This window comes from Psychrobacter sp. BI730, assembly GCF_013414195.1.
GTDB lineage: Bacteria > Pseudomonadota > Gammaproteobacteria > Pseudomonadales > Moraxellaceae > Psychrobacter.
The window spans coordinates 37,764-64,409 of the sequence record NZ_JAATTV010000016.1 but is presented as its reverse complement, the minus strand read 5'-3'; the positions used below and the strand labels follow the sequence as shown (position 1 = coordinate 64,409).

25 protein-coding genes are annotated in these 26,646 nt (G+C 42.6%); 7 read left to right on the top strand and 18 right to left on the bottom strand.

Features of this window, described 5'->3' with window-relative positions:
• Positions 1 to 3 precede the first annotated feature (3 nt).
• The gene (locus HCZ91_RS12010) at positions 4 to 1,182 is read right to left on the bottom strand and encodes an aromatic amino acid transaminase (protein WP_218870172.1); all 1,179 of its coding nucleotides are present in this window, start codon (positions 1,180 to 1,182) and stop codon (positions 4 to 6) included.
• An 18-nt stretch (positions 1,183 to 1,200) separates the two neighbouring features.
• A complete protein-coding gene (locus HCZ91_RS12005) occupies positions 1,201 to 2,118 on the bottom strand; it encodes a DMT family transporter (RefSeq protein WP_257020058.1) in 918 nt (305 codons plus the stop codon).
• A gap of 147 nt (positions 2,119 to 2,265) precedes the next feature.
• Between HCZ91_RS12005 and HCZ91_RS12000 the strand changes: the two genes are divergently transcribed.
• Positions 2,266 to 2,721, top strand: coding sequence for an Lrp/AsnC family transcriptional regulator (locus HCZ91_RS12000; RefSeq protein ID WP_057758867.1), 456 nt, complete (start codon positions 2,266 to 2,268; stop codon positions 2,719 to 2,721).
• Between the two features lie 283 nt (positions 2,722 to 3,004).
• Here HCZ91_RS12000 and HCZ91_RS11995 read toward each other — a convergent pair whose 3' ends face one another.
• The 3 genes from HCZ91_RS11995 to groES form a co-directional block, all read right to left on the bottom strand.
• On the bottom strand, positions 3,005 to 3,376 hold the full coding sequence (locus tag HCZ91_RS11995) for a hypothetical protein (RefSeq protein WP_179799552.1): 372 nt from the start codon (positions 3,374 to 3,376) through the stop codon (positions 3,005 to 3,007).
• A 401-nt stretch (positions 3,377 to 3,777) separates the two neighbouring features.
• Positions 3,778 to 5,427, bottom strand: a complete 1,650-nt coding sequence (gene groL, locus HCZ91_RS11990; RefSeq protein ID WP_101204842.1) for a chaperonin GroEL — start codon at positions 5,425 to 5,427, stop codon at positions 3,778 to 3,780.
• A gap of 123 nt (positions 5,428 to 5,550) precedes the next feature.
• Complete coding sequence (groES, locus tag HCZ91_RS11985; protein ID WP_057758860.1) at positions 5,551 to 5,841, bottom strand: co-chaperone GroES; 291 nt, start codon at positions 5,839 to 5,841, stop codon at positions 5,551 to 5,553.
• Between the two features lie 478 nt (positions 5,842 to 6,319).
• On the opposite strand from groES, the gene HCZ91_RS11980 reads away from it, so the two are divergent.
• Positions 6,320 to 7,099, top strand: a complete 780-nt coding sequence (locus tag HCZ91_RS11980; protein ID WP_179799551.1) for a DUF3108 domain-containing protein — start codon at positions 6,320 to 6,322, stop codon at positions 7,097 to 7,099.
• Between the two features lie 130 nt (positions 7,100 to 7,229).
• On the opposite strand, the gene HCZ91_RS11975 is transcribed toward HCZ91_RS11980, so the two are convergent.
• Both HCZ91_RS11975 and wrbA read right to left on the bottom strand, forming a co-directional pair.
• Positions 7,230 to 7,679: a hypothetical protein gene (locus HCZ91_RS11975; protein ID WP_179799550.1), complete on the bottom strand. Its 450-nt coding sequence runs from the start codon at positions 7,677 to 7,679 to the stop codon at positions 7,230 to 7,232.
• Between the two features lie 154 nt (positions 7,680 to 7,833).
• On the bottom strand, positions 7,834 to 8,451 hold the full coding sequence (wrbA, locus tag HCZ91_RS11970; protein WP_114701670.1) for an NAD(P)H:quinone oxidoreductase: 618 nt from the start codon (positions 8,449 to 8,451) through the stop codon (positions 7,834 to 7,836).
• 256 nt (positions 8,452 to 8,707) lie between these two features.
• Here wrbA and HCZ91_RS11965 point away from each other — a divergent pair, with 256 nt between their 5' ends.
• The 3 genes from HCZ91_RS11965 (at position 8,708) to HCZ91_RS11955 (ending at position 13,344) form a co-directional block, all read left to right on the top strand.
• Positions 8,708 to 10,291 (top strand): YhjD/YihY/BrkB family envelope integrity protein, encoded by a 1,584-nt coding sequence (locus HCZ91_RS11965; protein ID WP_179799549.1) that lies wholly within the window; start codon positions 8,708 to 8,710, stop codon positions 10,289 to 10,291.
• Positions 10,284 to 11,900, top strand: a complete 1,617-nt coding sequence (locus tag HCZ91_RS11960; protein WP_179799548.1) for a DUF2254 domain-containing protein — start codon at positions 10,284 to 10,286, stop codon at positions 11,898 to 11,900. Before HCZ91_RS11965 ends, HCZ91_RS11960 begins: the two co-directional genes overlap by 8 nt.
• 169 nt (positions 11,901 to 12,069) lie before the next feature.
• Positions 12,070 to 13,344, top strand: coding sequence for a sodium:proton antiporter (locus HCZ91_RS11955; protein WP_179799547.1), 1,275 nt, complete (start codon positions 12,070 to 12,072; stop codon positions 13,342 to 13,344).
• Positions 13,345 to 13,422: 78 nt separating this feature from the next.
• On the opposite strand, the gene HCZ91_RS11950 is transcribed toward HCZ91_RS11955, so the two are convergent.
• The 3 genes from HCZ91_RS11950 to HCZ91_RS11940 are packed head-to-tail and all read right to left on the bottom strand — an operon-like array spanning position 13,423 to position 16,307.
• Positions 13,423 to 13,971 (bottom strand): DUF2127 domain-containing protein, encoded by a 549-nt coding sequence (locus tag HCZ91_RS11950; protein ID WP_257020057.1) that lies wholly within the window; start codon positions 13,969 to 13,971, stop codon positions 13,423 to 13,425.
• The gene (locus HCZ91_RS11945) at positions 13,964 to 15,175 is read right to left on the bottom strand and encodes a dihydroorotase (protein ID WP_179799546.1); all 1,212 of its coding nucleotides are present in this window, start codon (positions 15,173 to 15,175) and stop codon (positions 13,964 to 13,966) included. The genes HCZ91_RS11950 and HCZ91_RS11945 overlap by 8 nt, the downstream gene beginning before the upstream one ends.
• Before the next feature lie 58 nt (positions 15,176 to 15,233).
• Positions 15,234 to 16,307 carry an aspartate carbamoyltransferase catalytic subunit gene (locus tag HCZ91_RS11940; RefSeq protein ID WP_114701674.1) on the bottom strand — a complete coding sequence of 358 codons (1,074 nt, stop codon included), beginning with the start codon at positions 16,305 to 16,307 and terminating at the stop codon, positions 15,234 to 15,236.
• A gap of 389 nt (positions 16,308 to 16,696) precedes the next feature.
• On the opposite strand from HCZ91_RS11940, the gene HCZ91_RS11935 reads away from it, so the two are divergent.
• Positions 16,697 to 17,680, top strand: coding sequence for a class 1 fructose-bisphosphatase (locus HCZ91_RS11935; RefSeq protein ID WP_179799545.1), 984 nt, complete (start codon positions 16,697 to 16,699; stop codon positions 17,678 to 17,680).
• Between the two features lie 105 nt (positions 17,681 to 17,785).
• Entirely contained in the window at positions 17,786 to 18,580 is a 795-nt protein-coding gene (locus HCZ91_RS11930; RefSeq protein ID WP_179799544.1) for an RNA methyltransferase, read from the top strand.
• Positions 18,581 to 18,785: 205 nt separating this feature from the next.
• Here HCZ91_RS11930 and HCZ91_RS11925 read toward each other — a convergent pair whose 3' ends face one another.
• From HCZ91_RS11925 to HCZ91_RS11890, 8 genes are all read right to left on the bottom strand, one after another.
• On the bottom strand, positions 18,786 to 19,718 hold the full coding sequence (locus HCZ91_RS11925) for an FAD-binding protein (RefSeq protein ID WP_179799543.1): 933 nt from the start codon (positions 19,716 to 19,718) through the stop codon (positions 18,786 to 18,788).
• Between the two features lie 152 nt (positions 19,719 to 19,870).
• Positions 19,871 to 20,620 (bottom strand): electron transfer flavoprotein subunit beta/FixA family protein, encoded by a 750-nt coding sequence (locus HCZ91_RS11920; protein ID WP_160022590.1) that lies wholly within the window; start codon positions 20,618 to 20,620, stop codon positions 19,871 to 19,873.
• A gap of 449 nt (positions 20,621 to 21,069) precedes the next feature.
• Positions 21,070 to 21,639 (bottom strand): YetF domain-containing protein, encoded by a 570-nt coding sequence (locus HCZ91_RS11915; protein ID WP_179799542.1) that lies wholly within the window; start codon positions 21,637 to 21,639, stop codon positions 21,070 to 21,072.
• A gap of 267 nt (positions 21,640 to 21,906) precedes the next feature.
• Complete coding sequence (locus HCZ91_RS11910; protein WP_057758834.1) at positions 21,907 to 22,119, bottom strand: cold-shock protein; 213 nt, start codon at positions 22,117 to 22,119, stop codon at positions 21,907 to 21,909.
• A 363-nt stretch (positions 22,120 to 22,482) separates the two neighbouring features.
• Positions 22,483 to 22,914 carry a hypothetical protein gene (locus HCZ91_RS11905; protein ID WP_179799541.1) on the bottom strand — a complete coding sequence of 144 codons (432 nt, stop codon included), beginning with the start codon at positions 22,912 to 22,914 and terminating at the stop codon, positions 22,483 to 22,485.
• Between the two features lie 297 nt (positions 22,915 to 23,211).
• A complete protein-coding gene (gene ilvC, locus HCZ91_RS11900) occupies positions 23,212 to 24,228 on the bottom strand; it encodes a ketol-acid reductoisomerase (RefSeq protein ID WP_101204856.1) in 1,017 nt (338 codons plus the stop codon).
• Positions 24,229 to 24,362: 134 nt separating this feature from the next.
• Complete coding sequence (gene ilvN / locus HCZ91_RS11895) at positions 24,363 to 24,860, bottom strand: acetolactate synthase small subunit (RefSeq protein ID WP_057758828.1); 498 nt, start codon at positions 24,858 to 24,860, stop codon at positions 24,363 to 24,365.
• The gene (locus tag HCZ91_RS11890) at positions 24,860 to 26,572 is read right to left on the bottom strand and encodes an acetolactate synthase 3 large subunit (protein ID WP_197411831.1); all 1,713 of its coding nucleotides are present in this window, start codon (positions 26,570 to 26,572) and stop codon (positions 24,860 to 24,862) included. The genes ilvN and HCZ91_RS11890 overlap by 1 nt, the downstream gene beginning before the upstream one ends.
• Between the last annotated feature and the right edge of the window lie 74 nt (positions 26,573 to 26,646).

Below are 26,646 nucleotides of genomic sequence, written 5' to 3'. Positions count from 1 at the left end.
TCTCTAACGTGAAATAATCGATATGATGGCGCCCGCCAGTTGAGGGATTTCCGTCATTTTCAAACCGGCAATATTGATTCTACCATTTGGCATGCCGTAGATAGCGAACTCATCTTGCAGTATCAGCATTTGATTTTCTGTTAGCGGTAATAGAGAAAACATGCCTTTTTGATGCGAAATATCCAAAAACTCTGCAGGTGCACCCCTATCTTTTAATGCTGCGCCTAATGCTTGGCGAATAGTATCTACCCTACTACGGTAGCTTGCCAGCTCGACTAGCCAAGCGTCTGGTTTGTCTAGCAAATAAGAAGCCACTGCGGCACCGTGATTGGGCGGCATAGAGTAGTTAGCGCGTGTGATGGTTTCTAAAAGTGTCTGTATATTTGCATGGCGCTCATGGTTCGTCGTCATTACCGTGGCAATACCCGTACGCTCATTGTATAGTCCCATGTTTTTTGAACAGCTGGCGGCGATAAATGCAAAATCAGCGTCTTCAATGATTAGACGAAGCCCTGCAGCATCGGTATCAGGATCATCTCCAAAACCTTGATACGCCATATCAATAAACGGGACAATATTTTTCTGTTTACACCTATCAGAGAACAGTTGCCACTGCTCTAAAGAAGGATCTATACCGGTAGGATTATGGCAGCACGCATGTAATAACAGCACGTCTCTTTCTTTTGCTTTTTCTAGCGCAGCAAAACACGCATCAATGTCTAACTGACCATTTTTATTTTGCCATGGATACGTCTCAACCATTAACCCAGCACCTTGCATCAGCGGACGATGATTAATATAGCCTGGGTTACTGATCCAAACGGTTGAATCTGGAGCAAGCGTGGCGATCAAGTCAGCAATGAGTCGTAGCGCCCCTGATGCCCCAACCGTTTGAATCGTGCATTGGTTTTTTAGACTTGGACTGTCACCCAGCACAAATTTTGCCATTTGCTGATTAAAATTAGCGTTACCCGATAACATGCCATAAGCCTTTGAATGCGCTTGGTGAGCAAGACGTACTTCTGCATCTTGCACAGTTTTCATCACAGGTGTATTGCCATGCTCGTCTCGGTAAACACCAACCAATAGATCTATTTTATGTTTGCGTTGGTCAGCACGAAACCTACCTAACAATGCCCACAGTGGATCACCATTGATAACAGGCATATTATCTAACATCATGATACTTCCTTAATTAGTTTATTTTGCTCGATTGGACAAGATGACACCAATGGTACTGAGTACAATGCCGCATATCATGATGACTGATAGAGACTCATTAAGTATCAGCGCAGCGAGTATGGCGGTTAGTCCTGGGGACAAAGATCCAAGTAATAAGGTACGAATAGAGCCCAATTGTTTGACTGCATAAGAGAATGCAATGGTTGATACTACCCCTACACCAAGGCCTTGTACTAGAATAAACGGAAGCGCGTCATCAAAAGATACAGAACCTATATTGGTCTCCACAATACCAGACAGAACCATCACTAATGTCAGAAAAAACGAGGTATAAGAGAGCACGATAGCAATAGCGATTGGACTCAACTTGGTGCTTTTTAACCCTAAGGTATAACCCGCCCAAATCAGGCTTGCCATCAACAGTAACCCCACACCGTACAGAAGACTATTAGGCACTGACTGTGCACGCCCGCCAATCATAGTAGCGATACCAAAAAGAATAAGGATTAATGCGGCAAATTTCCTCAATGATATTCGCTGACGATAAAAAATAAAAGACAATATTGCGGCAAAGAAGACTGGCGTACCTGTCAAAATAGTACCAACGTAAGCTGCTGGTACCGTACTTGCACCAAAAGCGGCTAATAAAAGGAAAGGTACGCCACCAAGTAAAACGAACATGATATCTGGCAGTCTTATATTTTTGACTTCATTCAAACTAGAGAGTACCCAAGGAGTCAACAAGACCAGCGGTACAATAAAGCGAATAAGCATGACATCCGCAATACTTAGCGACGACGCCCCAACCGCTCGTACAGTCAACGCAAAGCCTGACCAAATCAACAATACGACGCTCATTGCCACATAGCCTTTGGTTAGTGGCGACATTATAAACAAAGGATTCTTGCGCGATGAGGGGTGGAATATCGTATTCATAGTCGTGTCTTATGCTGGTATACAAAGACCAATTATCGATTAAAATACGCGCTTTTATCTTTATTTATTCATTGCAATTTTGCAAATATTTGGTGGATAATGCTAATTAAATAAAAATTATTGGCTTAAAAAGTCAAAAGGTAAATTATGGACAAAATCGATCGCCATATCTTGGAAGTGCTCCAGAAAGAAGCGCGCTTATCTACGGCGGAACTGTCCGAACGTATAGGGCTGTCGCCGTCTCCTTGCGCGCGACGCCTAAAACGTTTGGAAGATGAAGGTTATATAGAGAACTACCAAGCGAACGTAAACAAAGCCAAAGCGGGTATTGCGATGAGTTTCTTTGTGGAGGTCAGTCTTAACAGCCACCAAGAAGAATCTATCGCAGCTTTCGAACGCGCTCTGTCCAATATGGACGAGGTGATTAATGGACATGTGGTATCGGGTTCTTATGATTATTTATTAGAAGTGGTGAGCCCCAATCTCGATGGTTATGAGCGGTTCACCCGTAAGCTACACAAGCTTGCTAGCGTAAAAGATATACACACTCATTTATCGGTGAGAAAGGTAATCAATAAGACGACTCTACCTATTTTTGTTTGAGATTCTTTTATACAGATTAGGAGAAAAATGTCTCGCTCGATTATTCGTGAGTAGCAAGGCCCATAATGAGTTCATTTGAATTTGACAGAATATTGCTATTACAAAGAAGCATCTGTTGATAAGACATGGACGTTTAGACGAGATACAGCGGATCAGTAGAGGATTTGATGAACTTTAACTATAAAACCCTAATACAGGAAATATTACTAGGGCTTTATTTTAGAGGGATAAGTAAGTCATTCATAGTAAGTAGCTTATTAACAATGGATTTGTATTCACCATATTATAGGGAAATCTCAACTTCTATTTTGATTGGTCGTTTTAAATGGATAGTAACTTTTATATTAATAGAAGCCGCTTCTGGTGGCTCATTGTCTAAAGCGCCGTCAACGATGTGAGCGATTTTCATTGCTTCTACATCTTTAAGCTCAAAGCCGTTTGCTTTGGCACCTCTCATCACTTTTTCATAAATTTCTTTTTCGCTTGTGTAGCGTTCTTTATTGTTAAACGATAACTGCATAACTTTAGAATGGGTAACGCTAGACATCTCCATCGGCTTTTGCATTTTAAACCTATCTAAACTAGGATCAGCTGAACTACTAGCAGAAGCCAACACTAGGGTTGATGCTACCATTGCAATCGATAAAATCTTCATTTTTAATTCCTTTTGGATTAATTCATTCCTTCTAAGTTAAAACACTGTTAGCGAATATATTCGCTATATCAACTATATCCTAATAAATTATTAATTGAAAATTTAAATTAATATTAGTAATACTAATATTATTAAGTAATGGGTAATTTTAGTCAGTTATCCCTATTCTGGTTTTCTGCACATTGCCAATTATTACTTTAAATCAAACAAAAAAAAGCCCTGCTATCTTTCGATAACAGAGCTTTTAATAGTCAAACGTTTTCACAAAAATACTTACAACTCTAGTGAAAAACGCTTTATGAGTTGACTAAAGCCGTACGACTAGGCAACCAAGTGAAGATTGTACTGATAGTACATCGAGCGAGGTTAACAACGTCGTACAAATTTAGTCGAGGCATATATTACATCATGCCGCCCATTCCACCCATACCGCCCATTCCAGCACCGCCGCCCATAGCAGCCATACCGTCATCACCTTGCGGTAAATCAGTGATCATAACTTCAGTCGTTAGCATTAGGCCTGCAACAGATGCAGCGTTTTCTAGTGCTGAACGAGCAACTTTAGCTGGATCAAGGATACCCATCTCTAGCATATCGCCATATTCACCAGTTGCTGCGTTGTAACCGTAGTTACCACTGCCACTCTTCACTTCGTTGACCACAACTGAAGCTTCTTCGCCAGCGTTGGTTACGATTTGACGTAGTGGTGCTTCCATCGCGCGACGTAGGATGTTCATACCAGCGTTCTGATCGTCGTTATCACCGCGTAGTTCAGATAATGCATTCATCGCACGAACTAAGGCAACACCGCCGCCAGGTACAACGCCTTCTTCAACCGCTGCACGAGTTGCATGTAGTGCATCGTCAACACGGTCTTTTTTCTCTTTCATTTCAGTTTCAGTTGCTGCGCCGACTTTGATCACTGCTACGCCGCCTGCTAGTTTAGCAACACGCTCTTGTAGCTTTTCTTTGTCATAGTCAGAAGTAGACTCTTCGATTTGACGGTTGATAGACTCAACACGGTTTTCGATGTCAGCTTTGTTGCCAGCGCCATCAACGATAACGGTGTTTTCTTTACCGACAGTCACTTTCTTAGCAGTACCAAGTTGCTCTAGAGTAGCAGTCTCTAAGCTTAGGCCAATCTCTTCAGAGATTACAGTACCGCCAGTTAGCGTTGCGATGTCTTCTAACATTGCTTTACGACGATCGCCGAAACCTGGTGCTTTAACGGCACAAGTTTTCAAGCCGCCACGCATGTTGTTTACAACTAGTGTCGCTAGTGCTTCGTTTTCTACATCTTCAGCGATGATTAGCAACGGCTTGCTCTGCTGCATTACTTGCTCAAGTAATGGCACGATCTCACGGATGTTGCTGATTTTTTTGTCAACGAGCAAGATATATGGGTTTTCAAACTCAGCCGTTAAGCTGTCTTGCTTGTTAGCAAAATACGGGCTGATATAACCACGGTCAAACTGCATACCTTCTACCACTTCTAGGGTATCTTCGAAGCTTGAACCTTCTTCAACAGTGATAACGCCTTGCTTGCCTACTTTTTCCATCGCTTGCGAGATCAGCTCACCGATTTTGGTGTCTGAGTTTGCAGAGATAGAACCAACTTGAGCGATTGCTTTGTGATCGTCAGCTGGCGTTGATAGTTTATGGATTTCTTTAACCGCTTCACGTACCGCTTTGTCGATACCGCGCTTAAGATCCATTGGGTTCATGCCGGCAGCAACTGACTTCATGCCTTCTTGTAGGATTGACTGAGCCAATACAGTCGCAGTGGTTGTACCATCACCAGCGACATCATTAGTGCGACTAGCTACTTCACGTACCAGCTGTGCACCCATGTTTTCAAATTTATTTTCTAGCTCGATTTCTTTGGCAACCGATACACCATCTTTAGTGATGGTAGGTGCACCAAATGATTTGTCGATAACAACGTTACGACCTTTAGGGCCTAATGTTACACGTACTGCGTTTGCTAGAACGTTTACGCCGTCCATCATTTGTTTACGGGCATCAATGCCGAATTTTACGTCTTTTGCCATGTTAAATTACTCCACTATTATAAGTATGAGAATACAATTGATTGATTTGATAGTTGCTTATCAAAAGCGATTATTAGAAACTGCTATCAAAATGTGCTGAGTATAAAATAATACTCAAAAGGACTAGCCTTCTAGCACACCCAATACATCAGACTCTTTCATAATCAATAGTTCTTCACCGTCAACCTTTACGGTTTGACCAGCATATTGACCGAACAAAACTTTGTCGCCAGCTTTTACATCTAACGCACGAGTTTCACCGTTGTCACGAACTTGACCATTACCAACTGCAAGCACTTCACCTTGTGAAGGTTTCTCTTGTGCTGAACCAGGAAGCAAGATACCACCAGCAGTCTTTGTTTCTTCTTCTATGCGGCGGACGACAATACGGTCATGTAAAGGACGAATGTTCATCGATATGACTCCAAAAGTTGGTTAATAAAATTAAGGGTTTATTTGAATTAATGGTCTCAATACCAGTATCTATAGGGAACACTGCCAAAAACAACGCTTTATAGATAAGCCTTGAGCTTGTAACAAAAAGTGGGGGCAAGGTGAGTTCGGTTCAAGTGTAAAGCCCAAAAATTTACAAAATCATTTTGCAAAAATTTATCAATCAACGTTTCATATAAATGAATGAGGTTTAGTAAAGCCGCTATGCTAGTTAGATAAAGGACAAGAAGTAAGAATATTTAAAAATATTAGTGAGCTGAATTTATATTTTGACCAATGCTAAATCAACTATAGAAACATTTGCTACAAGCACTACACGAAGCGGTATGACACCACGCTTGAAAATGTAACAGCGTATGACCATTATAGGTCTGGTAAACATAATAAGAACGAACGATAAAAGTTGCTATATCAGCAATAAATTAATGAAGGGGTATCTATGAGTTTTTCATCAATGCACAAGAAGTCATCAAGCGACAATGTTGATAATGCTAATAACGCAAAACGCAGTCCATCTAAATTTCTATCTGCCTTAGTGACAGGCATCAGTATCTCTACCGTTGGAGCTTTGAGTATGACCGCACCTACCCTTGCCAGCGCCAAAACCGTCCAACCATCAACTGCCGATTATAGTTTTACCGTTGAGGACAAGTACAAAGGCACAGCAACTCGTACGCTAAGCAAATCTGGTAATACGTGGAAATATAACGTTAAGGCTCGCGTCGCCGGTGTGGCTAGCGCCTCACAAAACAGCACCTTTACGATTAATGGCAACAATGTCAGTCCCACGCAGGCAAGCACTACGTACAAACTACTTGGCATGGGTCGCACGCACAAACTAGACTTTAACCCAAGCAGTAAAAAAGTCACCAGTAACTATAAAGGCAAGTCGACGACTATGAATATGTCGCAACAAGCCTTTGATGATTTGAGCCTTGAGGTACAGATTCGTCAGGACTTATTAAACGGTAAATTCTCTGGTAACTATTACATGGCGAAAAAGGACAAAATCGAGAAGACGCCATTTAAAAAATCAGGCAGCACTAAGATTACCGTACCAGCGGGTACCTTTAATACGGTACGTGTTGACCGCGTCCACGATGACGATAGCCGCTCTACCAGCTTTTGGTTAGCCCCAAGCTTGGACTATATGCCAGTTAAAGTTAGCCAAATTAACGATGGTAAGAAAATGGATTTAGAATTAACTAAGATTAACTAAGATTAACTAAGATTAACTAATCTACTTATCTTTAAAGTTATAAACAAAAAAGCGGCGCCCCAGATGGAGTGCCGCTTTTTTATGGCTTTAGATTAATGGATATAATTTATTAGGCTTCAGATAAATGCAATTATTGACGAGGTTTCTTCACAACGTTGTTCATCGAAGGCAAACGTTTGAGCAGAATAAATAGCCAAACATTGATAGCAAGTAGTAGTAAGAAGTCCGTTAAGTACACAGCGATTTCAGCCCAGCTACTGCTATATATACGAGTAAACAGCACCACGCCACTCGCACCCAAATATACCAAGGTAAACATACTGCTAATTAATAATGCATAAGGGGAACGACCGCGCAATATCCATGGCGTCAGAATTAACGCGGGCACTAACCATAACGCCTGCCAAGCAATACCGCCAACGATGTCAGGGCTACTAGGATTAAAGATACTAATAAAGATAGGCAATCCGAGCAGTCTATAAACGAGCCAAATTAACCACGTCACCTTTAAGCGCTGTGCAATAGGTGCGATAGGCTTAACCGTTTTAAGAGGCTTTGTATTAGAGCGGGTTGTGGCCATTAGATATTTTGATTTCCTAAATGAATAATATACTGCTGAATGTGAATAAGTAGAGCTTGATTATAACCACTTGCTTATAATCAAGTGATTATAGGAATTCAATCATAAACTTTGAGACTCAGACGCTTCTAGACAGCAGGTTTATAAAAGTTACTTATCGGCTCCAATTAGCCTGTGCTAATGCAGCTGCCGTAATCGCTAAACGGCGACCCTGCGCAATACCCAAATCTCGCTCGTCAGCAGATATTGGCTGATCATGCGATGCACCGCTGACATGGCTGGCACCATAAGGCGTACCGCCGCGATGAGTACGGTTCAACGCTGGCTCTGCATAGGGCACACCTACGATGACCATACCGTGATGCATCAGCGGCAACATCATCGTCAACAGTGTCGTTTCTTGGCCACCATGCATGGAACCTGTCGCCGTAAATACTGAGGCTGGTTTGTTTTGTAGGTTCCCTGCCAGCCATAAGGTCACGGTATTATCCCAAAAATACTTCATAGGTGCGGCCATATTACCAAAGTGCGTTGGGCTACCAAGCGCTAGACCGCTACAGTCTTTTAGATCATCCATCGTACAGTACAAGTCGCCTTCATCAGGTATCGCAGGCTTACTTGATGTGGTTTCAGGTGCCACTGTCGGTACCGTACGGATACGCGCGGTCATGCCAGCATCTTCAATACCTTGAGCGATAGCATATGCTAATGTCTTAGTCGTACCATAATTAGAATAATAAAGCACCAAAACATAAGGGTCGGTCTGACTCATTAGCAAAGCTTCCTTATAAAAACGTCAGTCATACTGGCCAGCAAAGATGCGGCGAAATATACGACTAACTGGCATTGTAGAATATGTGCACATTATGCCCGAGTCATTCACTGTCATGCAAATAACCATGATTGATAACCTGACTTATATTGTATCTGGTGTGCTAGGTAGTGCATTTTGACACAATTAAACCGCAGATGATAACCGTTCATTTTTGTTACACTATTGTCACTCTTACTTTTGCTTAATGGTCGACATGGAAAAATTATCTCAAAAACTCCCGTTTTTACAACAGCGCTGGTTTCAGTTTTTACGGTTTTTGACTCGGCATTTTTTTGAAGATAATTGCCAGCAAAAGGCGGCTTCACTGACGTACACCACTATGCTGTCGATCGTGCCTGTATTAACGGTATTACTGATGATTTTGTCATCTGTACCAGCACTCGCATCAGTTAGAGCGCAGATTTATGACGTCATTTATAGCAATCTATTGCCGCAATCGAGCATGCAAGTTAGTGAGTACATTAATAGCTTTGCCGAAAAGTCATCTAACCTAACCATTATCGGTGCCATGATTTTGTTCTTTACGACTATCATGACCTTGACCACCATCGAGCGCGCGTTTAACCAAATCTGGCGAGTAGAAGATCGCTCTGGTGGCATCAAAAGCATGCTGCGTTATTGGACTATCGTTACTTTGGGACCATTGGTATTGGGCACCGCTTTTATCGCTTCAAGTACTGTACAGAGTCTGAGTTTTCTTAATCGTCAAATTGCTGGCTACGGTATCGACTGGAGCTTTTGGGTACAAATGGCATCGATTGGTATTACGATGGCGGGTTTTATCGGTATGTACTGGTTTATTCCAAAAGCGCGCGTACCAGCAAAAAATGCAGCCATCGCTGGCGTGTTCGTGGCCATTGTCTTTGAATTAATGAAGCATGTGTTTGGTACAGTGATGGCTAACTTTACCAGCTACGAAGCGATTTACGGCGCTTTTGCTGCCTTGCCTATCTTTCTACTATGGATTTATCTGTCGTGGAATTTGATTTTATTAGGCGTTGAAATCAGCTATACCTTGACGATTTTTGAGACAGAAGAAGTCTACCCTCGTCACCCGTTACTCAGCTTGTTAGACATGTTGAATTTGGTCTATACCCACCACTTAAAAGGTGAAGCCGTTAGCGAACAAGCACTGCGCAATGTCTTAGGTCGCAAAGAGCTGCCGAAATGGTATACCTATATCAACTACCTACAAGACAGCAATCTGATTACCATGACAGATGATGATGACTACGTGCTCAAAAGAGATTTGAGTAGGATGACGTTATGGGACTTTTATCGTACCTTGCCCTACCCACTTCCTATCAAAGACGAGCTGGATGAGATGAAATTGGAAGGTCAAAAACCTTGGCTAAGTTTGCTAGTAAAACGTTTTGAGAATACTGAAGCGTATGCCAAACAGCAACTGCATTTACCGCTAAATGCTATTTTTGCCAATAGCGAACCGCGCAAACAATCTACTAGTAAGCATGGCGATGACCATAAATTATTTAGAAAAACCTCTGCCGCCACTGAAAATGTACAACGACATGATAATCTAGATAGACATAATGAGAGTGCTTATAACGGTAATAATCCACATCTAGAAGCCTCACCGCATCTAGAACCGATGGCTTATGACAAAGACAGTGATATTGAATATGACGATCACGACAATGAAGCCATCATACCTTTAGGGACTAGTGAGAGTCATACTGAGACAGATATGACCAGACGTGTGCACAAGAACGCTATTATTACAGAAGCAGATAACCCTAAGGCTCATCACAGTGAATAAAAATGATGGAGACAGTGTCTGGACACGTACGATCAATGCAAGTCAAAACAGGCTTAAGCAGTTCACTAAGTTGTGGTCAATACAAACGCTGACCGACTTGCCTGATCGCTTAAATAATTTGTGGCAGTGGCTGATTGGCTCCTACTGGTTTATCCCAACCGCTTGTGTCATCGTCGGTATTTTACTTGCTCCTTTGCTAGTCGCGATTGATCAGCATTTTGATCGTGAAACGGTAAAAGAGATCTCCTTTGCCTTTACTGGTGATGACGAGGCTGCGCGCGCGATTATGACTGCTATCGCTGGTGCGGTATTGGGCGTGGCCGGTACGACATTTTCGATTACAATCGCCGTCCTGTCGATGGCATCCTCACAGTTTGGTCCAAGACTGCTACGTAACTTTTTGACCGACACTCCAAATCAGTTTGTCCTTGGCGCTTTTATCGGTACATTCAGCTATAGCTTACTGGTACTAAAGTCTATCCATAAGTCTGACGTGGCTTTTGGTGTGCCGCAATTGGCAGTGACCTTTGCTATTATCATGGCGATTATCTGTGCGCTGCTCTTAGTTTATTTTGTACAGCATATGGTGCATGCTATTCAGGCGTCACACGTCATTCAAAATGCTAGCAACGATGCAATCGCAAATATTTACTATTGGTATAATGATCGATGTGATATTCAACATCAACGCGATGCTGAGCACCATGATATCGAGCAGTTCCAAAACTGGCCTGCTATGCCGATTTATTCACCAAATTCAGGTTATCTACAGCAGATTTATCTTGAGTCATTGATTGCGCTGTCACAAGATTATGGTGGCGTGGTACAGATGCATGTCAACCTCGGTAATTACGTCACCGATAAAAACGTCATTGGTTACTTTTATCAGCGACCTGCATCTCATCCAAATAACCAACAGAAGACAGCGACCCCGCATCTAGCAGTAATACCGCGAGCGCCTGATGGACTATTTTGGCAACGTCTTGCAGGTTGCCTACGACTTGAGCAACGATTGGCGCACTCTAACGACATTGCCTATAGCTTAGGTCAGATGACAGAGATTGCTGTACGCGCACTCTCCCCTGGTATCAATGATCCAAAGACTGCGGTCAATTGCGTCCAATCTCTAACCAGCTGTCTGAGTATCATGATGCGTCGTCAGCCACCAAGCCCTTATCACTTTCACATACCGCAGTCAGACACTAACGATAGCTCTGAAACTACTATCAAACAGAAGCGACTGGCCATATTGGCACTAGTCACTCATATCCCCAAAATTTCCGACTTTATCAATGTATCACTTGGTGAGATATGTCGTTACGCAGCTGCTGACCTAATGGTCTTAAAAGCATTGTGTCAGGCAATGGTCAATCTGAACTATGCACGGGTAAACAGCGCACAGCAGCAAACGCTATTACATGAATTGCATCTAATTCAGCGAGCTGGTGAAGAGAATTTAAATTATCAAGAACTGGTCGATGACTTGGTCGCTATGTGCGAACAAGCCAAGCAATTTATCCTTGATAACGATGCGCAGCACAAGCATTTTAATTATGTTAGTGAGTTTGAAGCGGATATTCGTCAAGCGTTACAGACACAGTCTAGTTAATGATATAACCAATGAACTGTTTAGATAGATGGCGGTATCAGCCCTTATAAGCACTTTACTTATAAGCACTTTACTTATAATCACAAAACCGATAGCTAAAAACACTTATAACGTCCCTATAAGCCCTGCGCTTTGGATACTTTTTATATTTATATGAGACCTACTTTTTATGGCATCTGCAACCAGCCTCACCATACTTGAAATCAGCGCCATATTTTTATCGATTACGGCCTCACTGACCTATGTCAATCATCGCTTTATCGGTCTGCCCACGACCATTGGAGTCATGGTCATCTCGATTGTCCTATCTATCGGTGCGATATTTTTAGGATTTTTAGGGTTTGATCAGCTGATTGATTATGAAGTCAGTCTATTAGAGCAGCTTGATTTTACTGAGGTGCTATTAGACGGCATGCTCTCGATGTTGCTATTCGCAGGCGCATTACACGTCAATATTGGTGACTTAAGACGCTACAAGTTACCTATCGGCATCCTTGCTGGACTTGGTACGATCATATCGGCGATGCTCATTGCGACTGCGATTTATTTTATGTTGCCGTTGTTTGGTTTCGGCCTGCCGTTTCTCTGGTGCCTGTTATTTGGGGCGCTTATCTCCCCTACCGATCCCATTGCTGTGATGGGTATTTTGTCGTCAGCAGGCGCTCCAAAGAGTATCGAGACTGTCATCGCTGGCGAGTCATTGTTCAATGATGGTATCGGCGTGGTTATCTTCGTCTTACTGCTGGGGATTTTATCTAGCGGTGATATTCCTACTGCCAACTACGTCGCACATACATTAGCGGTTGAAGCTGGTGGCGGCGTTGTATTCGGACTAGTACTTGGTGCGATTTTGTACTACTTGCTTAAAAGCATTGATAGCTATCAAGAAGAAGTGCTATTAACATTAGCAGGCGTTATCGGTGGATACGCGTTGGCCAGTCATTGGCATTTATCAGGGCCACTCGCCATGGTCATGATGGGTCTGATGGTTGGTAATCGTGGTCGCGAGCTAGCCATGAGTGATAAGACACGGCACTATATTGATTTGTTTTGGGAATTGATTGATGAGATTTTAAACGCCATTTTGTTTGTACTCATTGGTCTAGAAGTGGTGATGATTGCTTATTCAGGCAATTTATTTATTGCGAGTGGTTTGACTATTTTGATTGCGCTTGTTGCCAGATTTATCGTGGTAGGCATGACGACTAAGACCTTTCATCGTCAGCTTGATTTGCCTACAGGCGCATGGAAAGTCCTGACATGGGGCGGTTTACGCGGTGGTATCTCAGTTGCGTTAGTATTACAGTTACCGATCGGGGCCGAACGAGAGATTCTATTGGCACTCACTTATGCGGTGGTGATTTTCTCCATCTTGGTACAAGGTCTGAGCGTTGGAAAGGTTGCTAAAAGCATTCGTACCGATGAAAAAACAGTAGACGCATAAGCAAAAAATATAGCAGGTACAAAAAATCCAGCATAAGATACTTGTCTTATGCTGGATTTTTTGACTTAAATTTAAACGCTATATCAAGCCCTTTCGTTTCATATTGCGATAAACCACAATAATAATGAGCAGATTAGAAACCAATATCCCAAGCTTAAACCAATCAAATGGGCTAACGATCAGATAGTAAATCTCTATAGGAATAAATACCCCATAGCCTAATACCCCAAACCAATACGCCCATGTTTTGTCATGCCATAAGCCATAGGCTTCTAGGAAACGCAAACTGGCATAAGCGAATATCAATAATAAAAACATCGGCCAGTTTTTACTTGCCTGCTGAGCAATACGTACGGCACTGTCAATTTGCGGGGCAAGCATATGGCCGAAGCTGCGCTGCCAAGTAACGGTTGCGGTCGTCAGCCAATGCTCAAGATTGGTATGCCACCACCATAATGCCCCTGCTCCTAGTAACGCACCAACACCTTTGACTACCTCATAAATGGCCACCGCTTTGATGGACTCACTCGCCGTACTGAGCGATTTTTCTTGCTGACCATTCATAGTAACCCCTTTATCCTTCAAGGATGGCGGCAGACGGTCATCCTGTCGGGGCAAATTAGCCAAAGAATGTCTCCACAACACGTCCTTGCAACTGCTGATTGAAAAACGGCGTGTTTTTACCACTTGATAGCATAGACTGCGCGGTCACTTGCCACTCAAGGTTAGGATCGACCAATACTGCACCGCCAATCGCTTCATACTGCTCACTAATACCTGCGATTTTTGCAGGATTTAGGCAGATTTTGTCTACTAATTGCGAGAGTGTTAATACCTCATCATTGACCAGCTGACATGCCAGCGCCATAAAGGTATCGAAGTTTGAGATACCTGGTGTACTTTCAGCAAACGGTGCTTTTTTGGCCGTACTATTCAGTGGCTCGTGATGACTACAGATAGCATCGATAGTGCCATCCTTTAATCCGCGGCGGATTGCTTGCTGGTCCGTGTTACTACGCAGTGGTGGTAACACATACGCCTGAGCATTAAAGCCTTCAAGATTGTCATCAGTTAGATAAAGCTGATGCATTGCAACGTCGCAAGTCACTGGCAAGCCTTTATCTTTTGCCCAGCGCATGAGCTCGATAGAGGACTTACATGACAACTGGCTAAAATGAGCAGCGATTCCAGTCTCTTCAACCATCAGCAGCTGCGTAGACAATGCAACCGTTTCTGCAATCCAAGGAATCCCTTGCAAACCATGATAAGAAGCAATATAGCCCTCATGTGCCACGCCATCTCCAGACAGACTTGGCTCATCAGGATAAAAGAATACTTTCATGCCAAAAGTTGCCGCGTACTCTAGTGTACGCAGCAATACTAAATCATTGCGAAAAGGTCTACGCGCATTAGATACTGCGATACAGCCGCCCTTTTTAAGCCCTGCGATATTAGACGGTCGTTCGCCCTCTAACCCTGTGGTCAATGCACCCAAAATATGCAAGTAAATCCCGCCATCACTCAAGGCTCGCTCACGTAAACCTTTCAAGAGTGAGCCATTTTCTAAAATAGGATTGGTATCAGGCGGCGTCACTACATGCAAAAACCCATTACCACGAGCAGCGCTGCCTTCTGATTTTAGCGTACCGTGTTGCTGTTGGCCTGGCTCGCGTAAACGCGCGCATAGATCTACTAGTGGTGGCAATAACCACATCTCACGGTCAGAATCGAGTGTAGATAGTTTTTCTGTTGCAGTTTGCGGCAATGCATCTTTAAATGCTTTTGGTAAATGGTCAAGAATGGGTGCATCCGTATTAAGCATGGTAGACATAACGTTATTACCGTATCAATAAAATGAAATAAATGAGAATAAGTCGCTCGGCAGCCTATTATTTGCCAGCCGCTTGATGAGCGCGTTGACCTTCCATCGCAAGTGATAAGACTGCCATGCGAATGGCAATGCCGTTATTTACCTGCTTTAAGATAACGGATTGCGCGCCATCAGCCACACTAGAGGCAATCTCAACACCGCGGTTCATCGGCCCCGGATGCATCACTAATGCATCTGGCTTGGCAAGCGCTACTCGCTCTGGCGTGATTCCATAATGCTTATAGTATTCACTTGAGGATGCCAATAGCGGCGAACCGATACGCTCATTTTGTATTCTTAATCCCATGATCACATCACAGTCGGTGACACACTCGTCCATGTTTTCATATACTTGCACGCCAAAACGCTCAATACCTTTTGGCAGTAAAGTGCGCGGCGCACAAACACGGATGTCTGTCACACCTAGTGTTTGCAATGCACTGATATCAGAGCGTGCCACGCGTGAATGCTTAATATCACCAACGATTGCGATAGACAGCTCTTCAAACGGGCGCGGCGCTTCACGGTGAATAGTCAACATGTCGAGCATTCCTTGAGTGGGATGCGCATGCCAGCCATCACCGCCATTGATAATAGCGATATCAGGCGTCACTTCTGTCGCCATAAAATGCGCGGCACCTGATGCTGAATGTCGAACTACAAAGATATCCGCAGTCATTGCCTGTAGATTCCACAACGTATCGCGCAGACTCTCGCCTTTTTTGGTACTAGAACGTTCGATATCGATATTGAGTACATTGGCACCCAAACGTTTTTCTGCCACCTCGAATGTCGTCCGTGTACGAGTCGATGGTTCAAAGAACAAATTCATGACCGTATAGCCGTCTAACTCAGGACGATTAATTAACTGTCCGTTTTCATCAAAGAAAGTCTCTGCTTTTGCGATAATAGCTTTGAGCTGTGCTTTGTTAAGACCTTCAACACCTAAGAAATGCCGGATACTGCCATCAGTGTTGAGCTGCGGACGACTTAGTGAAGTATTGAGCCTTTGATGAATCGTATTGGGATCAAATTTTGCATAATCAGTCGGTGAGACTGGTTGTGTAGCGCTACTATCGATAGAGTTTGACATAATGGCGAGTCTTTATTGTGGGTTTATATGAGTCTATAGTAATCACTTATTCATCTTTGTTCGATCATTTATCACTGATAGGCATAGATACAAAGGACATTTTGACGCTTATTTGCTACAATTTACCGTAATCAAATTCGACCAAAAAATAGCCTCAGCAGACAATCAGAAAGCGTGAGTAGACATGCTGTATTCTCATAGAGAATAATTCTGACAAAACTATAAATGAATAACAATAGATATAGTGTAGCCGATTTTATGGTCGGGACAAAGATGCCGTATTAGCTATTTAAGAATTTACCTATTTCAGGTGTGCTAAATGCCACCTACTTCTTTACTTTGACACCTATCCGTTCTTTTACTTTCCATACTATTTATTAGGAAGCCTTATGACGACCTTAGCAGACTATCTAAACCAACATGCTACTAGCCCTGCACTTAACGACGTGATTACCACTGTCACTGATGTCGGTAAGACGATTTCACAATTGCTCAGAAAAGGCGCTTTAGCAGATATCTTGGGCGAAGCGGGTAATCAAAACGTCCAAGGCGAAGATCAGAAAAAGCTCGACGTACTGGCCAATGACTTATTGCTAGATGCCTTGGCAAAAAATGCACATTGTGCTGGTGTCGCTTCAGAAGAGCTCGATGACGCGACTCCTGCTAATGACGATGGTAGCCTATTGGTATTATTTGACCCATTAGACGGCTCATCAAATATCGACATCAATATGGCTGTAGGTACGATTTTTTCTGTTTTACCGTATGAGCGTCAAGGTCAAACCAGTGAAAACAGCGACTATTTGCAAGCAGGCAACAAACAGCTAGCAGCCGGTTATCTGCTATATGGTACGTCTACCGTACTGGCGCTGACTATCGCAGACAAGGTCGTGATGTTTAGCCTAGATCCAGAGACGTCTGACTATGTGCTGATAGAAGACAACGTCCAAATCGATACCGATACGAGCGAGTATGCTATCAATAGCTCAAACTATCGCTACTGGCGTGCGCCGATGCAGCAATATATTGATGAACTTATCGCTGGTGAAACAGGTGTACGTGGACGTGATTTCAATACGCGCTGGGTAGCAGCCATGGTTGGTGACGTCCATCGTATCTTATGCCGCGGTGGTCTGTTCACTTATCCGTTTGATACCAAATACGCTCACAAAGCGGGTAAATTACGCTTGATGTATGAAGCCAACCCAATGAGCCTATTGATTGAACGTGCAGGTGGCGGTGCAACAGACGCCGTCAACCGCATCCTAGATATCGAACCGACTGATATCCATCAACGTGTTCCTGTGGTACTCGGTAGTAAAAACGAAGTCGATTACGTGAAAGACTTACACGTCAATTATTCTGAAAAATAATTGATTGACGCACCTGTTAAGAGTAGCCAACATAATGCTAAATCAATAATAGGCATTATGCTGGTTATCTAAACAACTCCTTTACTCTTCTCTAAGCGATCCACTATGGTAACAAATCCCACCGAGCTGATTACCTCAGATAAGAACACAACAGTGAAGCTTGTAAAAGCACTGTTGTCCCTAGCACGCCAGCGTAAAAAGAACGGTCAGACAGTCATAGAAGGCGTCCATTTGATAGATGCTGCGCTGCGTAGTGACTATCCTTTCGTCCAGATACTACTGTCTGAGTCAGCGCGTAGCCACCCTGAAGTTCAGCAGGTATTGACTCGCCTGCCCACTTATACGCCTATTCTTACTTTGTCAGACGCACTTTATGAGAGTATTCGTAGCTTAGGTACTGGCATCGATATCATGGCAGTGATCAAAGTGCCAACGCCTAGCCTATCGATGATCGATGAGGACTGCTTAATCTTGAACGACGTGCAGGATAGCGGAAATGTTGGTACGCTGCTACGTACAGCAGCAGCCGTCGGTATCCGCAATATTCTATGTACCAGTGCGACCGCTCAAGCTTGGTCGCCCAAGACGCTACGAGCAGGTATGGGTGCACAGTTTGCCCTGACTATCTATGAGGGCTTGAGTACGCAAGATATTTTAGATCACGTACAAGTGCCGCTTTTGGCGACTAGCTCACATACAGATACTATCATTTACGAGCACGATTTATCTGCGCCTGTGGCTTGGATTATGGGTCACGAAGGCCAAGGCGTTAGCGACGATTTAATGCAATGTGCCACGCCGATAGCCTTACCGCAGCCAAATGGTCAAGAGAGCTTAAATGTAGCGATTGCAGGCTCTTTATGTCTGTATGAGACCTTACGTCAAAGACAATACTCTTAGCCTCCATTTATAATTGCTATTAAAACCCTACCTATCAAGCATAAAAAACCCACTATCATTTAATAGTGGGTTTTTTATTATCTGTCTACTACTGATATAGTCAAAGAAGTCTAAAACGGATACAAGGCAGCCGACTGCAGATTGTACAAGTAGTACATCTAAGGAGGGTAACGCCGTAGCCGTTTAGTAGTTCTGTGACTATATATTAAACCTTGCTAGTAAGCTCAGGCAATGCTTCGAACAAATCAGCTTCTAAGAAGTAGTCAGCAACGCTAGCGATAGGTGCTTCTGGGTCATTGTTGATAGCAACGATGACTTTAGAATCTTTCATACCAGCCAAATGCTGAATCGCGCCTGAGATACCAGCTGCGATATATAGCTGCGGTGCAACGATTTTACCCGTTTGACCGACCTGCATATCATTTGGTACATAGCCTGCGTCAACAGCGGCACGTGATGCACCAACAGCAGCGCCTAGCTTGTCAGCCAATGGCTCAATGTACTTGGTGAAGTTTTCACCGTTTGCCAATGCACGACCACCAGAAACAACAATACCAGCTGACGTCAATTCTGGACGATCAGACTTAGCCATTTCTTCGTTCACAAAGCTAGCTTTGCCAGTTTCTTGTACATTGTCGATAGTTTCAACAGTAGCTAAACCACCTTCGCTTGCCACTGGGTCAAACGCAGTGGTACGTACTGTTAGTACGACTTTGTCTTCTGTTGTTTTTACTGTCGCAGTTGCATTACCTGCGTAGATAGGACGCTCAAACGTTTGCGCATCTACCACACCTGAGATTTCAGACAGCATGCTTACGTCGAGTAACGCTGCAACGCGTGGCATAAAGTTTTTACCAGTCGTGGTCGCAGCTGCTAGGATATGGCTGTAATCACCAGCAATATCAGCAACCAATAGCGCCACGTTGCCTGCCAATTGATGCTCATAAGCAGCATTGTCAGCCAATAGTACTTTAGTCACGCCTTCTGCTTTTGCCGCTTCATCAGCAACGGCTTGGCTACCACTACCAGCAACCAATACATGGATATCATCACCCATTTGTTTAGCAGCAGCGATGGTGTTTAAAGTTGCCTTTTTTAGACTGGCATTGTCATGTTCTGCATATACCAAAATTGCCATGGTTTTAGTCCTTTATATATTCGTATTATCTATTCATGCGGTTGTTTGTGTACAAAGCTATTTGAGCAACTATCATTTAGTATGAAATAAAGCAGTCAAATTTAAAGCCTTGTACAGGATATGCCGTAGCGAAGTATCCAATCATTAAAACATTAAATGACTTTTGCTTCGTTTCTTAGCTTATCGACCAACTCATCAACTGACCCTACTGTAATACCAGCTTTACGGTCAGCAGGTGGCACGACTTTAATAATTTCTTGCTTAGATGTCATATCAACACCGAAATCTGCTGGCGTTTTCTCATCAAGTGGTTTTTTCTTCGCTTTCATGATGTTAGGCAATTTAGCATAACGTGGCTCATTCAAACGTAGATCAGTCGTGATGACTGCTGGCAAATCAAGTGCAACAGTTTGTAGGCCACCATCGATTTCACGCGTTACGTTTACTTTATCGCCTTCAACTTTCACTTCTGATGCAAACGTACCTTGACCGATACCCATCAATGCCGCTAGCATCTGACCAGTTTGGTTGTTGTCATCATCAATCGCTTGCTTACCTAATAGGATAATATCAGTGCTTTCAGCTTCAGCGATACTTTTTAGAATCTTAGCAACTTGTAGTGGATATGGTTTTTCGTCACTTACGACTAATACACCACGGTCAGCACCTAGCGCTAGGGCTGCACGAATCTGCTCTTGTGACTCTTTTGGACCGATTGAAGCAACAATGATCTCATCAATGATGCCAGCTTCTTTTAGACGAACCGCTTCTTCTACTGCGATTTCATCAAAAGGGTTAATTGACATTTTAGTGTTTGATAAGTCAACGCCAGAGTTGTCGGCTTTTACACGAACTTTTACGTTATAATCAATGACACGCTTGACCGCTACTAATGCTTTCATACGTTCCTCGTTTATTAATGTTATGAGTTAAAAATTGTCAGTTAAGAACCAAAGGTTCGTTGTGGTTCAAATTGTCGTTCAAAATACTGCTCAAGGTTATTACTACATCAACAGAATATAGTTAACTAAGAAAGATGAGCCAATATCTAAGAGCATATTAGCATTGTATCTCTTACTAATGAAATCTGCTAAAGCTAAGCCAACCGTTATTATCAGACCTATGTATCTTGCGTCAGCAGGCAGATAAGGTCAAGACAACGCCGTGAATAATGCGTCATAAATTTGTCAACACTCTATAATAAATAGTCTATAAGCACATCATTTCACGATTTTTATTGTTCAGTAGCTTAAAATACTCGTACCTTTATAGCATTCTAAACCTTAGGTTTACTTAATATTTTGTTATTATTTATCTCTTTGAAGTTAACGGTTAAGAATAGTTAGGCAAGCTAGACCTGCGACTTACTATTCTTACTAGCGCCAAGCAATAATTCGCTATCTCGTATATCGTCAAATAAAGACCAGTCAGGTTCAACATCGTTACTTTTGATGACACTCATATCACCTGTCGTCTCCATAATCACCGCAAACACTTCTGTTTTCGCTTTGATACCATTTTTACGTAGCACTTCCTGCACATCGCTGGTACTAAGATTGGCTTCTTTTAAGTTGTCTTCTAGATACTCACCATGAGCCATTAGGATAATAGCTTGATTGTCTATCAGTGCTTTTAGCGGTTTTATTTTGCGCCTGATAACTGAAATAACGCCCTGAATTAAGAATAATACCGCAACAGCAAACAATCCTTGAAATAGAGAGGGTTTATCTGACAATACCGTCGACGCCAATATACTACCAATACCAACCGTCATCGCAAAATCATGGCTTGATAACTTAGAAAAACTGCGTAAACCCATCAATCGAGTAAACAACATCAGCCCTACATAAAAGCCTACAGCAGATAAAGAAATCCCGAGCACCTGTTGCCAGTCAATTGAAAGCCAATTTTCCCACTTCATAATACAACCTTATCTATTACATTTTTATTAAATCATTGTTCGCTATTACCTGATGATGTTGACCGTCAAAATCAATAGTACCTTACATTACCAACACTTTGTCATGCCAAAAAAGCCCCATAAAAAAAGCAACCTGATAAGAGGTTGCTTCTTTTTAAAGTCGATACAGTATTTTTATTGTTTTAACAAACAAAGTAATCAATGCATATTGATAATCTTATTGTCATTAAGTTTACTGACAAGCAGTTAACCTAATAATAAATGAGATTAGATAGCTTCGATTTGCTCAGCTTGTGGGCCTTTTTTGCCATCACCTAAGATGAAAGACACTTTTTGGCCTTCGGCTAGAGTTTTGAAACCGTTACCTTGGATAGCGCTGTAGTGAGCGAATACGTCTTGTCCGCCGTTGTCTTGAGCGATAAAACCAAAACCTTTAGCTTCATTAAACCACTTTACAGTGCCTTCAACTTTATCTGACATAAATTTTCCTGACTCTTTAACTGTTGGCGAGACTTGTGTCATCACCGATTAATTGATATATACCCTAATATTTTCTGCTAAATGCGGCGGCCAAAAATACTAAACAATCTTAAAGAAAATTTGGATTTTTTGCCTCAAATATTTTGAGTACCGTCTGATTATAACAGTTTTCTATGGTAGGAACAGTCTAAATTGCTGATTTTTGTAAATAAATACTAACCATTGTTACAAACTAATATCGATAGTAATCAGCTTCATATCTTATTGATATGAAATGGTTTTTATTTATAGATATACTACAACTTCATCAGCAACTCACTAATTAGATAAGGCAACATAGTCAATAGTAGGTTGGAATATTAGTTACTGCAATGGTGATGTCGGTAGCCATGCTGAACTCAATACGAGCAAACATAACGCAAAAAACACCAATGAAAATGACTGACTGTAGGCAATATATTTTGCTGGAATCACCAAATCTTTAGGAGAGTCAGGGATGCCTTTGCGCTTCAGCAGCTTGGTACCATATATCCAACCAAAGGTCGTGTATATGCCATATGCTGCAGGCACTGCGATAGCTAATGGGGTCAAATCAATAACGTATAAAACCACTACTGATATGAAGAACCATAGAGTATCTAACAATGAACTGACTTTGAAGAATTTAGATTGAGGCAGTTTACCATCGGTCTGTTTGAGCATCTCCCCTTCTATCCAAATTAAAACTGCTACCACAGCGCTAAGAGTAATATATACGAATTGCGGCGTTAGCCAGTCTGAATAAGATATTTGCACAGCATACAACCTATTATCTATAGAAAGTGAGAATGAAGCATCCGTCCGCTTCGAATACTTAGAAACGGGTTGGAACAATGACGGATGTTAATCGCAAAGGCACTTTGGCCAATGTTAAGGTGCCTGCTTATATTGGGTAGCAATTACTGGTTTTCAACCGATAACCCTGATTCAAATAAAAGCGAAAAGCATCTATCAAATACTTTGCATAAAAAAACCCATGCTATCAAGTGATAACATGGGCTATTTAATCTAAATCAGATTTTTATCTGAATAAGACTTTCATTTGTATAAAACTTAGTTTTTGTCTTTATCGATGATTTTGTTACCACCGATCCATGGCATCATGCCACGTAGCTTAGCACCAGTGATTTCGATTTGATGGTCAGCGTTGTTACGACGACGCGCAGTCATTGATGGATAGTTGGTTGCGCCTTCAGAGATGAACATCTTCGCGTATTCACCAGACTGGATGCGCTTTAATGCATTACGCATGGCTTCACGTGACTGCTCATTGATAACCTCAGGGCCAGTAACATATTCGCCGTATTCAGCGTTGTTACTGATTGAGTAGTTCATGTCAGCGATGCCGCCTTCATACATCAAGTCAACGATAAGCTTTAGCTCATGTAGACATTCGAAATAAGCCATTTCTGGTGCATAGCCCGCTTCTGTTAGTGTCTCAAAGCCCATTTTAACTAGCTCTACTGCACCACCACAAAGTACGGCTTGCTCACCGAATAGATCCGTCTCAGTCTCATCTTTGAACGTTGTTTCGATGATGCCTGAACGCCCACCACCTACGCCAGCAGCATACGATAATGCTAACTGTTTGGCTTGACCAGAAGCGTCTTGATAGATAGCGATAAGATCAGGAATACCGCCACCTTTAGCGAACTCTGAACGTACAGTATGACCTGGTGCTTTCGGTGCAACCATGATGACATCAAGATCACCACGTGGGACAACTTGGTTGTAATGGATTGCGAAACCGTGAGCAAAAGCTAATGTCGCGCCTTCTTTAATGTTTGGCTCGATCACATCATTATAAAGCTCTTTTTGGAACTCATCAGGCGTCAAAATCATGATAACGTCAGCAGCTTTTACCGCTTCTTCTACTTCAGCGACTTTTAGACCAGCATTTTCAGCTTTTTTCCATGAGCTTGAGTTTGCACGTAGACCAACAGTTACATCGACGTCTGAATCTTGTAGGTTAAGCGCGTGTGCATGGCCTTGTGAACCGTAACCGATAATGGCAACTTTTTTACCTTGGATAATAGATAGGTCACAATCTTTGTCATAATAAACGTTCATAAATAGAGTCCTTGTTCTCAATCATGGCTTGCCATGGATAGTAAACGCTTATGCTGTAGTCAATATAATAACTAAGATAAGCGCTTTGTTGATTAGATAAATAAATATTGGTTTAAACTGGTTTTGATAAATAATTAAATGCTTAGTGTTTTTTCACCGCGGGCAATACCGATAACACCTGAGCGAACCACTTCCATAATGCGCTCACGGCCAATCACATCGATAAAACCATCAAGTTTGGCTTTGTCACCCACGATTTGAATCGTATATAAGTTAGAATTTACATCGACGATTTGTGCGCGGAAAATGTCTGCGCTACGTTTAATCTCTTCACGAACACCGCCTGTTGCGCGGACTTTGATGAGCATCAATTCACGCTCAACGTGTACGTTCTCCGTCAGATTAAGCACTTTAACCACTTCAATCAATTTATGCAATTGTTTGGTGATTTGCTCAATTCTTTCAGGTGACGTAATAGTCGTAACTGTTAGACGTGAGATACTTGGGTCATCAGTAGGTGCGACGTTCAAAGTTTCGATATTGTAGCCACGTTGTGAGAACAAGCCGACTAACCGCGACAACGAACCCGCTTCGTTTTCCATCAATACCGAAATCAGATGTTGTTGTTGCATTAGGTACGCTCCCCTTTTGTTAACCACATATCACGCATGGCCTGTCCAGCGATTTGCATTGGATATACATGCTCATTACGATCGACGTAAACATCGATAAATACCAGTTTGTCTTTCATAGCCATTGCTTCAGCCAATTGTGCTTCCATGGTCGCAGGGTCAGTAATTTTGATACCGACATGACCATAGCTTTCAGCCAATTTGACAAAATCTGGTAAGGAGTTCATATAAGACTGGGCATGACGACCTTCATACAGCATATCTTGCCACTGCTTCACCATACCAAGCTGCGCATTGTTAATGTTCAGAATTTTAACTGGTAAGTTATATTGCAAGCAGGTCGATAGCTCTTGGATATTCATCTGAATAGAGCCTTCACCCGTGATACAAACCACATCACGCTCAGGATTGGCAAGTTTGGCAGCCATTGCATACGGCAGACCAACACCCATGGTACCAAGACCACCTGAATTCAGCCATTGACGTGGCTCATTGTAAGTATAGTAAAGTGCCGCAAACATCTGATGCTGACCAACGTCACTTGTGATAATAGCGTTACTGTTAGTCACTTTATCTAGAGCTTGTACAACACTTTGTGGCTTAATACCATTATCTGTGCTGGTGTCATAACGTAAGCCATGACGCTTACGCCACTCATTAATTTGTGACCACCAATCGAGCAATGCGTGCTGCTCTAACTGTTTGTCTTGACCAACAATCTCTAGCATGTCTGTTAAGACCGATTTCACATCGCCTACGATAGGAATGTGCGCAAGAATCGTTTTTGAAATTGACGCAGGATCGATATCGATATGAATGATGGTTGCGTTAGGGCAGAATTTTTTAACGTTGTTGGTCACACGATCATCGAAACGCGCGCCGACGGCTAAAATCACATCAGCGTGATGCATACTCATATTGGCTTCGTAAGTACCGTGCATGCCAAGCATACCTAAGAACTGACGATCAGAGCCAGGGAACGTACCAAGACCCATCAAGGTGTTGGTCACTGGTAAATTCAGACGATGTGCAAGATCTGTTAATTCTTCGTGCGCATTGCTCCAAATCACACCGCCGCCTGCATATACAACTGGACGCTGCGCTGCTAATAGCGTTTCAATGGCTTTTTTGATTTGACCACTATGACCTTTGAGTGAAGGCTGATACGAGCGTATAAATACTTCTTCTGGATATTCATAAGCGAATTTTTCGCTAGGCGCAGTCATGTCTTTTGGCACATCAATGACGACAGGGCCTGGGCGACCAGTCTGGGCAATATAAAATGCCTTTTTTACAATCATTGGAATTTCGCTAGCATGGCGTACTTGGAAGCTATGCTTAACGATAGGACGTGATACGCCTACCATATCTGTTTCTTGGAAAGCATCTTCACCGATTAGGCTGCTTGGCACCTGACCTGCGATTACAACCATTGGTACAGAGTCCATAAAGGCAGTAGCAATAGCTGTCACGGTATTAGTCGCACCAGGGCCTGATGTGGCCAACACGACGCCAGTATTACCAGTCACTCGCGAATAAGCATCAGCCATGTGGCCCGCTGCTTGCTCGTGACGTACTAAGATGTGCTCAATATTTTCTTGCTGAAACAGCGCATCATAAATATGTAAGACCGCACCACCTGGATAGCCAAAGATGTATTCGACACCTTCGTCAGTCAGTGCTTGCACCAGCATTTCAGCGCCCGATAGCATCACAGGCTGTGCACTACCTTCTGCAAGACGTTGTTGCTTTTGTTCAAAATTTTTGGCGGCATTACCCGTTTGGG